This is a genomic window from Streptomyces niveus (assembly GCF_001723055.1).
Lineage (GTDB): Bacteria > Actinomycetota > Actinomycetes > Streptomycetales > Streptomycetaceae > Streptomyces > Streptomyces niveus.
On record NZ_MDCR01000070.1, the window covers coordinates 1 to 12,088 of the forward strand.

A 12,088-nucleotide genomic window follows, 5' to 3' on the forward strand; every position below is an offset into this window, starting at 1 on the left:
GCGGTTCCCGCTCGCCGGGGCGGTGTGCCGGCCGTTGCTTGTACGGGACGTGGCCCCGGCGAGCGGGAACCGCTCCGGTGGACGTTCGTCGCTCACCTCCCCCCGCACCTCGTCGGGGCGGACACCCGCCGGTCGGCTGAAGCAGGTCCGGGCGCTGCGTCAGGCGCGTAAGGAGCAGGCGCCGACGCGTGCCGCGGCCCGTACGCAGAACTCGCAGGCCCGCCGGAGGGTGGCGGATGCCCGCCGGGCTGCCAAGGCGGCGGCCCGCGCCGCTCGTTCCAGGGGCAAGGGCGGCATCGGCCGCGCCGTGTCGAGGGGCATGGGGCAGGTCGGGCGGCTGCGGGATGCGGGGGTCGGCAAGGTCCGTGCGGCGCGTGACCGCCGTGCTCAGCAGAAGGTCGACGGCAGGCGCGACTCGCTCCGCAAGGCGAACGCGCGTCGTCGGGCGCGTTCGGCGTTGCGTCGTTCCGCGCTGCGGATGCACGGCCGGCGCCTGCTCGCCGCAGTGTTCGCGGCGCCGTTGGGTGTGCTCGGCATGCTCACCACCCCGCTGGGTCGCAAGCTCGGCTGGCGCTGGCTGATGCACCCCGGCCGCCGCTTCTACCGGCGCCTCGTCGGTGCCGCGCGGCTGGACCGCGACGTGCGTGACGAGGCGATCCGCGCCGCGCTGGCAGAGGAAGAGGCCGCGCTCGACGCCGCGGCTGAGAACGACGACGACGTGATCGGGGACCGCGTCCAGCGTCCCGCACAGCTCATCCCCGGCATTCCCGCCCCGCTCCTGGAGGTAGTGAACGTGTCTGGTTTCCGCTTCGAAGAGGCCGCGGCCGAGATGGAGAACGCGGCGCGCACGTACGACCCGGACGGGGGCATGGAGATCCTGGCCATGGTCGAGAACCTGCCCGAGGCCCTGACCAGTGTGGCCAGCACCTTCCAGATCCTGGCGGAGCGCTCCGACAGTGAGTTCCCGCTGGAGAAGGACGTCGCGGTCGGCTTCGACGACATCTTCCGGGCCCTGATGAACGCCGTGGACGCGGCCGGTGACCTGGGTCCGCTGTTCCGGCAGGCGCACGAGCAGGACATCGCCCGCCACGAGGACCCCCGCAACGGCCCCGAGGCCGAGAAGGGCTGGAACGTCTGATGACCATCAACACCACCACCAGCAAGAACACCTCGAAGAGCCCGAAGAAGCAGCAGGACAGCACGGGGCCGGTGTGGGACTGGGCCGCCGGCCACGGACCGGTGACCGGCGCCCTGTCCGCCACGACCGGTGCTTTCGCCGTCGCCACCACCGGCGCCGCCACCGGAATGCCCGCGGGTTGGGCGCTCACGGCGGGTGTCGCCGGGGCGCTCGGCCACACCATCGCAGGGCTCCGGGTGCGGAACGCGGGGCGCACGATCGCCACCCGCGCCGCGTCCTGGCTGGTCGGTGCCGGGTGGACCACGTGGGCCATGACCACCGGGCCCCTCACCTGGGCGGCCCTCGGGTCGCTGGCCACGATCGGGATCGGCATGGGCGCCGCTGCCCGCACGGCCAGCCTGTACGAAGAGGCGCGGGAAGAGGAGGCGCTGGCCGCGGCGGCACGACAGGTGGCTGCGGAACTCAGTGCGGACCGGCGGGCGATCGCCGCAGAATGGGTCGACCGGATCCAGCGGGTGTGCGGGATCACCCTGCGCGTGCTCGCGGTCGAGATGTGGCCGACGGGGACCGGGTTCACGATCGACGCCGAACTCCCCGCCGGCGGCACGACGTACGACCGGATCGCGAAGGAGTCCGCCAAGCTCAGCGCGGACGCCCGCCTGCCGCACGGCTGCACCGCCACCGCAGGCCCCGGCATCCACCAAGGACGCGTCCTGATCGACGTCACCACCGCCGACGTCCTGTCGGCGGAACTCACTTACCCCACCGACTACGGGCCGCTGTCGATCTACACGGGTCTTCCGTGGGGTTACCGGACGAACGCAGAGGAGATCTGCGCGTACCTGCGTGAGCAGTGCGCGCTGGTGGTGGGGCCGACGGGGTCGGGCAAGACGAACATGGTTCACGTCATCCTCGCCTCGTTCGCCCGCGCGACGGACGTGCTGACGTGGGTGATCGACCTCAACGCCGGGTCGGCCGGCCTGCCCTGGGTCCGCCCCGCACTCGACAGTCAGGGGCAGACCACGAGCGGGATGCGCCCCGGTGTGGACTGGCTCGCCGGAACCTACGACGAAGCCGTGCTCATGCTGGATGCGGCGGTGAAGGTGGCCAAGCACCGCAAGATGGCCTACCAGGACCTCCTCTCGCAGGCCAACACCGATCTCCTGCCGGTGAGCGCGAGCATTCCGCAGGTCATGGTGGTCATTGACGAGGGTGCGGAGATCCTGGCGAGCAACGACCCGCAGATGCGGAAGCTCGCCGCGAAGATCCTCGAAGTCATCCGCATCGCCCGCGCCATGGGCATCCGCACCGTGCTGACCGCGCTCGGGGCCACCGGATCCGTCCTCGGCAACCTCATGATCCGGCGGGAGGCCAAGGTGCGCGTCGCGCTCACCGGTGGCGAGACCGAAGGCATGGACCTGTCCAAGCTGTTCCCCGGATCCCGCGGGCTCAGGGTGGACCAGGCCCCGTACAAGGGCTCAGGGTTCATGGGAACCCCCGAATCACCCGCGGCGCTGTTCAAGAACTGGCGGATCCTGCCCAACCAGATTCGCGACATCGTCACCGCCACCTCCGACCGCCACCCCGTACTCGACACCACCTCCGCGCAGGCCGCCGGACCCGCCTACACGCGACGCTGGGACACCGGGCGTACGGCGTGGATGCGGACCTACCTCAGCCCCGACCCCGCCCAGGCGGCGACCGGGCCGACGTCGACACCGGCCACGAGCGGTACCAGTGGCGGGCTGAACCTGTCGGCCCTGCACGACACGAGCGAGAGCACGCCGGACGAGGAAGCGGCAGTGCGGGCGTTCATGGAGGAAGTCGACGCCCACCTCGGCAACACCCCCGAACCGCCCGTCGGGGATGAGCGGCCGGCCGCGACCGGGCTGAACCTGTCCGCGCTGCGCGAGGGGGACAGCGACGCGCGGCAGGCCGCGTTGGCGCTGCTGCTCGCCGCAGGACCCGAGGGAACCGGTGCTTCCGCGATCGCCCGCGAACTCGCGGACGACTTCGGCACGACCCGTCAGACCGTCGTCGGCTGGCTCAAGGCGTGGACCGACGACGGGGAAGCGGTACGGATCGGGTCGGGCACCAAGACCCGCTACGTCCACCGCCGGCACGCCCCCGGCACCCCCGGCGGCGAGTGACCCAAGCCCAGCCCTGTCGCCTGTCACCCCACCGCGCAAACAAGCGCCTTACGGGTGTCGAGGGCGCCGAATCGGGTCTCTGACCTGCGAGGCGACAAGCGACAAGCGACAAGACAAGCGACAACCCGCACGACAAGCGACACGACAAGTGCACGCCGCTTCACGGGCCCCGCCGGAACACCTTCCGGCGGGGCCCGCCCGTACCCGGAAGGGGCCACGTCATGACCGACCGCGAACCGCCGGGCACCCTCGCCCCACACATCCCCGCCGACCTCTACCGCCAGGCACAGACCACCGGCCGGCCCATCGTCATCGTCACCCACGCCCCGCAGACCGGACGCCCGGCACGTGCCTACCTGATCCCGATCGTCATCACCGGCGCATGTGCGCTCGGACTCATCGGCACCGTCGCCGCGGTTCTCGCGCTGCTCGAGTACGCCGCCCACACCGCCGCCGCCATCGCGGGCGCCGCCGGACCGATCGGCATCGGCGGACTCACCCTCAAGCTCGCCCGCCCGAACGGCAAATGACGCCGGGGCGACCGCACCCCTCGGCAAAGGATTCGCGGTCGCCCCGGCCTCTCCGGTCCTCAACAGACCTACGGAGGTCTCCAGCATGACTCAACCTGTCCCGATCCGGCGAGCCCGCGTGCTGAAGGTGCTGGACGCCTTCTGCTGCATCGGTGGTGCCGCACGCGGCTACCAGCGGGCTGGCTTCCACGTCACCGGCGTGGACCTGCGGCCGATGCCCGACTACTGCGGTGACACTTTCGTCCAGGGCGACGCGATCGAGTTCATCCGCGCCCACGGCGCCGGGTTCGACTTCATCCACACCTCCCCTCCCTGCCAGGGCGAGGGCGCCCCCACGAAGGGCACCAACGCCGCCCGCAACAAGGCCATCGGCCGGCAGCACCCCCGCCTGATCGCCCCCACCCGCGCCGCGCTCGAAACGACCGGGCGCCCGTACGCGATCGAGAACGTGCCCGGCTCCGATGTCCGCAAGGACATCACCCTGTGCGGCGAGATGTTCGGACTCGGGGTGCTGATGCACCGCTACTTCGAACTCGGAGGCTGGACCACCGCACGCCCGGTCCACCCCGCGCACCGTGGCTACGTACGCGGCTGGCGCCACGGCGTCTACCGCGACGGGCCGTACGTCGCCGCCTACGGCAAGGGCGGCGGCAAGGCCACGACCGAAGAGATCCGGTGGGCCAAGGGCATCGACTGGTCCACGGACCACTTCAACCTGCGCGAGGCACTGCCGCCCGCGTACACGCAGTGGATCGGGGGCGCGTTCCTCGCGTCCATGACCGGCGCCCTGGAGTTGGGGGTGGCGGCATGAGCGCGTCACTCCTGACTACCGCTCTGGATTTGGCCGGCGCGGGTGTGCCGGTGCTGCCTCTGCGGGCGGGGAAGCTGCCGTTCGGGAACTGCTCGGCATGCCGTGACAACGCCTGTGGCGGCCGGCCGAACATGAAGACGGCAGGCGCGTGCGTCTGCCCGGCGCCGTGCCACGGATGGGCCGCCGCGACCACCGATACCGCCGTGCTGTCCTCCCGGCCGTGGGCGGGGGCGTGGCGTGAGGCGCGGGCGGTTGCCTACCACCCCGGTGGTGCCGGGCTGACCGTCGTGGACCTCGACAACGCGTCGGCGATCGCGTGGGCGCGTGGGAGCCTTCCGCCGACCCGGACCGTGGCCACGACGCGTGGGGAGCACTGGATCTACCTCGGTGCCATGCAGTCCGCGAACAACGTGCGAGCTGGCGTGGACGTCAAGTCGTCCATTTCCTATGCCCGTTGGCTGGGTCCCGGCACGGGGACCATGGCGGATTTGCCGGACGCCGTTCGCGCGCTGATCGTGAAGACGCGGCCCGCCCCGCAGCACAGTGGGGTGGCCGTCTCCGTGCCCGTATCGGCCGGGGGTAGGGAGTGCCGTCACCGCACGCCCGCCTACCTGGAACGCGGTATAGCCATGGCGGAAGGCCGGATTGCCGAGGCTCGGAGCGCGGTCCACCACACCGTGTACCGCGTCTTCCTCGCCGTGCTGTCCACCCACGGCCGGTGCGGCTGCCTCACCGAGACCCATGTTCAGCGGCTGTTCCTCGCCGCGCAGGCTAAGGGAGAGTCCCCGCGGCACTGCACCGTCGCGTGGGCCAACGCCCGTACGGCACTGGGGGTGTAGGGCTGTGGCTGACGACGAGAAGACTCCGGGGCGCGAGGTCATCACCGATTACGCGCAGGAGCATTTCCGGTACTTCCGCACCGCCGAAGGAACCGTCTACGCGCAGAAGAAGAACCACCCCGTGGCCCGTCCGATCCGCTCGCAGGGCACGACGGGCAGCCACCGGCAGGAACTCATGGTCGGGCTGTACAAGGACGGGCTCGGCGTGTTCAACGGAACCGCCCTCAAAGAGGCGTTGGACCTCATCGAGGCGCTGGCGCTGACCGAGGACGTTCAGCCCGTGCACATCCGCGTCGCCCCCGGATTCGACGGCGCGACGTGGCTCGACCTCGGCCGCGACGACGGGAAGTCCGTCCGCATCCACCCCACCGGGTGGGACATCACCGTCCCGGTCCCGCGTGAGGTGTGCTGGCGCCGTACCCAGCTCACCGGCGAACTGCCCCTTCCCGTCAAGGACAGCGACGGCAAGGGCATCGACCTCCTGATGCGGCTGTGCAACTTCGCCACCGCCGAGACCGAGTGCCTGGCACTCGCCTGGCTGATCGGCTGCCTCGGGCCGACCGTTCCCGTCCCCGCGCCGTTCCTCACCGGACCGCAAGGTGCGGGCAAGTCGACCGGTGGGCGGATGCTCGTGCGGATCGTCGAGGGCATGAGCGGCGACCTGCGCCGGGCACCGAAGGATGAAGAGAACCTGATCGCGGCCGTCGCGGCAGGGTGGGTCACGGCCCTGGACAACCTGTCCCACATGACGCCGGACCTGTCCGACGCGATGTGCTGCATCGTGACCGGGGTCGAGAGCGTGAAGCGCGCCCTGTTCACCGACGGGGACGTGTTCCGCGTCGGCTACCGCCGGCCCCTGCTCCTGACCGGTATCGACGTCGGCGTGATCCGCCCGGACCTTGCGGAGCGGCTGTTGCCGCTACGTCTTGAGCGCCCACGCGTCAGGCGCACCGAGGCGGAACTCTGGGCGGAGTACGCGGAAGCGCTGCCCGTCGTCCTCGGCTCCCTGCTGGACCTCGCGGTCAAGGTCCGCGCTGCCGAGGCGGAGACCCCGACCGATTTGCGGATGGCGGACTTCGCGCACCTGTGCGCGCAGCTCGACGCGGCAACCGGTCTCGGGGTACTCCCCGCGTACCGGGCGAGTCTGGACGACCTGAATGACGACGTGATCGAGGGCGATCTCCTCGCGCAGACCGTCCTCCGGCATGCCGACAGCATCGACCCTGGGTCGGCGCAGCGGATGACGTCCACCGAGTGGCTGTCCTGCCTCAGTCGCCTCCACAGCGGCGAGGAACTGCGGCCCCTGCCCAAGGGGTGGCCCACCACGGGCAAGGTGCTGTCCGACCGTCTCAAGCGCCTCCAGCCGACCCTGGCAGCGCGCGGTGTCCTCATCGACACCGGCCGTACCAGCGAGGGCCGTTACCTCGAAATGGCTCGCCCGGCCGCACCGCCCCCACACGAGCAGAAGCAAGCGTTCTGACCGCGTGCGGGCCGCTCGCTCGGACAAGCAAGAGGAGCACCAGCGGCCAAGGGTGCTCCTCTTGCTGTTCGGCGAACGCCGCCCCAAGGTCGCGCCGCGAAGCGGCCCCTTCTTCACGCTCTGAGGTGCACCGCACCACTACAGACACCCCCTCTTTTGTCCTAAGAGAGGGAACGCTGCGTCATCTGCGTCACACGGGACGGAAACCGACCCCTGACCTGCGCAGACAGGCATGACGCAGACGCCGGTCTCTGCGTCATCCTGCGTCATCTGCGTCATGGGCCACGTCATGGATGACGCAGCCCATGACGCGGCGATGACGCACACCCGAACCACTGCGTCACACAAAACACCAGGTCAGAAGCCCGAATGACGCTGATGACGCAATGACGCAGAAATCCGAACCTCGGACACACACGGGCCTAAACCCAAGCCCAACTCCCCGAAGGCCAAAACGAACTGCCCAGGAGGCACCCCGGATGAGCACCGTGATTGCCGCCCCCGTCGACCGACTGCTGTACAAGCCCGAGGAGGCCGCCGAAGCGCTCTCCCTCGGCCGCTCCACCGTCTACGAGCTGATGGCCGCCGGGGCTCTGAAGTACGTCAAGCAGGGCCGCTGCCGGCGCATCCGCCGGAGCGACCTCGAAGCGTACGTGGACCACCTCGAACCCCTTCCCCACTGACCAGCGCAAACCGAGGCGGCCCCGGACTCCAGTCCGGGGCCGCCTCTTGCATGGAGGAACGCATGAGCCCCCGCAAGCCGAACATGGAATCGACCATCTACCTGGGCAGTGACGGATGGTGGCACGGACGCGTCACGATGGGCGTCAGGGACGACGGTAGTCCCGACCGGCGCCACCGCAGGGCCCGCACGGAACCGGAGATCAAGCGCAAGGTGAAGGCGTTGGAAGCGCTGCGCGACAAGGGCCGCGCTCCGAAGGCCGGGCGTAAGCCGACCGTGGCCGGGTGGATGGAGACCTACCTCACCGACATCGCGAGCCTCAAGCTCAAGCCCCGGTCGCTGGATGACTACTGGTCCAAGACCCGCAACGACATCATCCCCGGCGTCGGTGCCCACCGGCTCGACAAGCTCCAGCCCGAGCACCTGGAGAAGATGTACCGGGCCATGCTCGACGCCGGACACGCGCCGTCCCACGTGGTCAAGGTGCACCGCATCCTCTCGCGCGCCCTGAAGATTGCGCACCGCCGCCGGATCATCGGGGAGAACGTAGCCACGCTCGTGGACCCGCCGTCCGTGGATGAGACCGAGGCGAACCCCTTCACTCAGGAGCAGGCGAAGGCGTTCCTTCTCGCGGCGGCCAAACGGCCCACGTTCATGCGCTGGATTGTCGGTGTCGGCATGGGCTTCCGGCAGGGCGAAACCCTCGGGCTGCGCTGGTCGTACGTCGACCTCGACAACGAGCTGTTCCACCCGCGCTGGCAGCTTCAACGCCTCACCTGGCGCCACGGCTGTCCCCAGCCGCACGCCTGCGGGGCCCGCCTCCACCGCTTCGAGCCCTGCCCGCCCAACTGCCTTACGCACAAGGGCTACACCCGCGGCTGCCCTAAGCCCTGCCCGAAGACCTGCACCCGCCACGCGAGCACCTGCCCGCAGCGGAAGGGCGGCGGGCTCGTCTTCACCCGGCCGAAGACGAAAAAGAGCCAGAACCCCGTACCCATCCCGCCGCCGTTCGTGCCCCACCTGCGCGAGCACAAGGCCCAACAGGTCGAAGCACGCGCGACGGCCGCCGAGATGTGGCAGGAGCACGATGCGGTGTTCACCCGGTCCGACGGCCGGCCACTCGATCCCCGCGCAGACTGGGAAGAGTTCAAGGAACTCCTCGCCGAAGCGGGCATCAGCGACCGCCGCCTCTACGACGGAAGCCGCCACACCGCCGGCACGATCCTGAACGAACTCGGGGTCGACCTGGTGACCATCATGGAGATCCTGCGACACACCCAGGTCAGCCAGACCCGCCGGTACGTCAAGGGCCGGTCCACACTCTCCAAGGACGCCATGCAGCGCATGGGAGACGCGTTCTTCCCCACCGCCGAAAAACCCACGTCTGAGACCAGAACTGAGACCACGGACAGTCGGAGCGCCCGCGCCCGCCGCCGTCGCCGCATCCGGTAAAAGCAAAAGCCCCAGATCACGGCGAGTGAGTTCTGGGGCTTAAGCGGAGCCGCCTTCGGGATTCGAACCCGAGACCTACGCATTACGAGTGCGTTGCTCTGGCCAACTGAGCTAAGGCGGCAAGCTGCGGAGTTGTCTGTCCGCGCACGGTCAGGTTCGCATCAGCAGCGGCGCCAAGTCTACAGGGTTCTTGGGGGTGCCCCGCACCAGTCCTCCGGTGGGGAGGGGGGTGTGGTCAGCACTTCTTGCCGTTCTTCGGCGGGGTGCCTTCGAGGAGGTAGGTGTTGATCGCCGTGTCGACGCAGTCGCTGCCCCGGCCGTACGCCGTGTGGCCGTCGCCGTCGTAGGTCAGCAGGACGCCCGAGGAGAGCTGCTCGGCCAGGGACTGGGCCCACTTGTAGGGGGTCGCCGGGTCGCGGGTGGTGCCGACCACGAGGATCGGCGGGGCGCCCTTCGCCTCGATGCGGTGGGGGGTGCCGGTCGCCTTCGTCGGCCAGTAGGCGCAGTTCAGGGACGCCCAGGCGAAGCCCGTGCCGAAGACCGGGGAGGCCTTCTCGAAGGAGGGCAGCGCCTTCTCGACCTCGGCGGGCCTGGTGAAGCCGGCCGGGAGGTCCAGGCAGTTCACGGCCGCGTTGGCGTACATGAGGTTCGTGTACGAGCCGTCGCCCTCGCGTTCGTAGTAGCTGTCGGCCAGGGCGAGGAGCCCGGAGCCGTCGCCGTCCATCGCGCTCCTGAGGGAGTCGCGGAGGCCGGGCCAGCCGGACTCGTCGTACATGGCGTTGATCACACCCGTCGTCGCCAGGGACTCGCCCAGTTTTCGTTCTTCGCCGGTCGGGACCGGTTTGGTGTCGAGGTCGTTGAAGAAGTCCTTCATGCGTCGGCCCGCGTCGGCCGGCGACCCGGAGCCCAGGGGACAGTCCGGCTGCTTGACGCAGTCGGCCGCGAACGCCTGGAAGGCCGTCTCGAAGCCCGCCGTCTGGTCTCGGTTGAGTTCGGCGGCCGGCAGGGAGGGGTCCATCGCGCCGTCGAGGACGAGGCGGCCGACGCGGGTGGGGAAGAGTTCGGCGTACGTGGCGCCGAGGAACGTGCCGTACGACGCCCCGACGTACATCAGCTTCTTGTCGCCCACGACGGCGCGGAAGATGTCCATGTCACGGGCGGCCTCGACGGTGGAGACGTGCGGGAGTACCTCGGCCGCGCGCTTCTCGCAGCCCTGCGCGAGCTTCTTGTAGGAGGCCGCCAGCAGGTCCCGCTCGGCCATGTCGTCGGGGGTCTGGTCGACCTGGGTGTAGGCGTCCATCTCCGGGCCGGTGAAGCATTCGACGGGCGCGCTGCGGGCGACACCGCGCGGGTCCATCGCCACCATGTCGTACTGCGCGCGGACCGGGGCCGGGTAGCCGATGCCCGCGTACCCCTGGAGGTAGTCGATCGCCGAGCCGCCGGGGCCGCCCGGGTTGACCTGGAGCGAGCCGAGGCGCTTGCCGGGGCCGGTCGCCTTCTTGCGGGCGACCGCCAGTTTGATCTCGGTGCCGTTCGGCTTGTCGTAGTCGAGCGGCGCCTTCATCGTGGCGCACTGGAAGCCGGGGACACCGCACTCACGCCAGCCGAGCTTCTGCCCGTAGAACTTCTTCAGCTCGGCCGGCGCCCCGGACTCCGGCGACGCCCCGCCCGACGACGAACCACCGGAAGTGCAGCCGGAGACGAGCAGTACGGCCGCGGTGAGCCCGGTGGCGGAGAGACGGAAGAGGCGCCTGAAGTCCATCTGAGGAGCCTAGCCGCCGTGCGGTAAGTGTCCCGTTTCTGTGTCCGTACGGGTGACTGCCCACCCACCGGACGGCCGGGGGCGGCTCAGCCGGCGCGCAGCGACACCGTCATCGCCTCCACCGCCAGCAGCGGCGCCACATTGCGGTCCAGCGCCTGGCGGCAGGCCACGATCGCCTCTATCCGGCGCAGCGTGGCCTCCGGGGTCGACGCTCTCGCGATCCGGTCGAGCGAGTCCCGTACGTCGTCGTTGGCCAGCCCGATCCGGGAGCCGAACTGGATCGCCAGCACATCCCGGTAGAAGCCCGTCAGATCGGTGAGCGCCAGGTCGAGGCTGTCGCGCTGCGTACGCGTGGAGCGGCGCTTCTGGCGGTCCGCCAGTTCCTTCATGACGCCCGCCGTGCCACGCGGCATCCGGCCGCCCGGCGCGGCACCGAGGGCGGCCTTCATCTCCTCGGTCTCCTTGACGTCCACGTCCTCGGCGACCTGCTTGGAGTCCTCCCCCGCCGCGTCGATGAGTTCCTGGGCGGCCCGGAGGCAACCGCCGATGTCCTCGACGCGCAATGGGACCTTGAGGACGGTGGCCCGGCGGGCGCGGGCCCGTTCGTCCGTGGCGAGACGGCGGGCGCGGCCGATGTGCCCCTGGGTGGCGCGGGCCGCCGCGGCGGCGGCCTCCGGCTCGATGCCGTCGCGCCGCATCAGGACGTCCGCGACGGCGTCCACCGGTGGCGTACGCAGTGTCAGATGGCGGCAGCGGGAGCGGATCGTGGGCAGGACGTCTTCCAGGGAAGGGGCGCAGAGCAGCCAGACCGTACGGGGCGCGGGCTCCTCGACGGCCTTCAGCAGCACATTGCCCGCGCCCTCGGTGAGACGGTCCGCGTCTTCGAGGACGATGACCTGCCACCGTCCGACGGCGGGCGAGAGCTGGGCCCGGCGGACCAACTCCCTGGTGTCCTTCACGCCGATGGAGAGCAGGTCGGTGCGGATCACCTCGACGTCCGCGTGCGTACCGATCAGGCTCGTGTGGCAGCCGTCGCAGAACCCGCAGCCGGGCACACCGCCCAGCGCGCGGTCCGGGCTGGTGCACTGGAGGGCGGCGGCGAAGGCCCTGGCGGCGGTGGCACGGCCGGAGCCCGGCGGGCCGGTGAACAGCCACGCGTGCGTCATCTTGGTCGCCTCGGGCGGCGGGGTGCCCGAGGAATCGGCCGTGACCCGGGCGTCCGCGTCACGGGCCGCGGCGGTGAG

9 protein-coding genes, 1 tRNA gene and 1 pseudogene are annotated in these 12,088 nt (G+C 70.5%); 8 read left to right on the plus strand and 3 right to left on the minus strand.

The genetic code is table 11. From position 1 onward, the window contains the following. From BHU15_RS09940 to BHU15_RS09975, 8 genes and pseudogenes are all read left to right on the plus strand, one after another. A pseudogene (locus tag BHU15_RS09940) lies at positions 1–1,138 on the plus strand (hypothetical protein); the annotation flags it as partial. Continuing rightward, positions 1,138–3,288, plus strand: coding sequence for a hypothetical protein (locus BHU15_RS09945; protein ID WP_069626851.1), 2,151 nt, complete (start codon positions 1,138–1,140; stop codon positions 3,286–3,288). The pseudogene BHU15_RS09940 and the gene BHU15_RS09945, both read left to right, overlap by 1 nt. Positions 3,289–3,509: 221 nt before the next feature. Continuing rightward, positions 3,510–3,818 (plus strand): hypothetical protein, encoded by a 309-nt coding sequence (locus tag BHU15_RS09950; protein WP_069626852.1) that lies wholly within the window; start codon positions 3,510–3,512, stop codon positions 3,816–3,818. A gap of 85 nt (positions 3,819–3,903) precedes the next feature. Then, positions 3,904–4,629, plus strand: coding sequence for a DNA cytosine methyltransferase (locus tag BHU15_RS09955; protein ID WP_069626853.1), 726 nt, complete (start codon positions 3,904–3,906; stop codon positions 4,627–4,629). Continuing rightward, the gene (locus BHU15_RS09960; RefSeq protein ID WP_069626854.1) at positions 4,626–5,468 is read left to right on the plus strand and encodes a bifunctional DNA primase/polymerase; all 843 of its coding nucleotides are present in this window, start codon (positions 4,626–4,628) and stop codon (positions 5,466–5,468) included. Before BHU15_RS09955 ends, BHU15_RS09960 begins: the two co-directional genes overlap by 4 nt. A 4-nt stretch (positions 5,469–5,472) precedes the next feature. After that, entirely contained in the window at positions 5,473–6,948 is a 1,476-nt protein-coding gene (locus tag BHU15_RS09965) for an AICE element replication initiation protein (RefSeq protein WP_069626855.1), read from the plus strand. A gap of 479 nt (positions 6,949–7,427) precedes the next feature. After that, positions 7,428–7,631 carry a helix-turn-helix domain-containing protein gene (locus BHU15_RS09970; protein WP_069626856.1) on the plus strand — a complete coding sequence of 68 codons (204 nt, stop codon included), beginning with the start codon at positions 7,428–7,430 and terminating at the stop codon, positions 7,629–7,631. 62 nt (positions 7,632–7,693) lie between these two features. Further along, positions 7,694–9,082, plus strand: a complete 1,389-nt coding sequence (locus BHU15_RS09975; protein WP_069626857.1) for a tyrosine-type recombinase/integrase — start codon at positions 7,694–7,696, stop codon at positions 9,080–9,082. 47 nt (positions 9,083–9,129) lie between these two features. Here the strand turns inward: BHU15_RS09975 and BHU15_RS09980 are convergent. The 3 genes from BHU15_RS09980 to BHU15_RS09990 all read right to left on the minus strand — a co-directional run. Next, a tRNA-Thr gene (locus BHU15_RS09980) sits at positions 9,130–9,203 on the minus strand. A gap of 114 nt (positions 9,204–9,317) precedes the next feature. Next, positions 9,318–10,844: an alpha/beta hydrolase gene (locus BHU15_RS09985; RefSeq protein ID WP_069626858.1), complete on the minus strand. Its 1,527-nt coding sequence runs from the start codon at positions 10,842–10,844 to the stop codon at positions 9,318–9,320. Positions 10,845–10,930: 86 nt separating this feature from the next. Continuing rightward, on the minus strand, positions 10,931–12,088 hold a 1,158-nt coding region (locus tag BHU15_RS09990), incomplete at its 5' end, for a DNA polymerase III subunit delta' (RefSeq protein ID WP_069626859.1).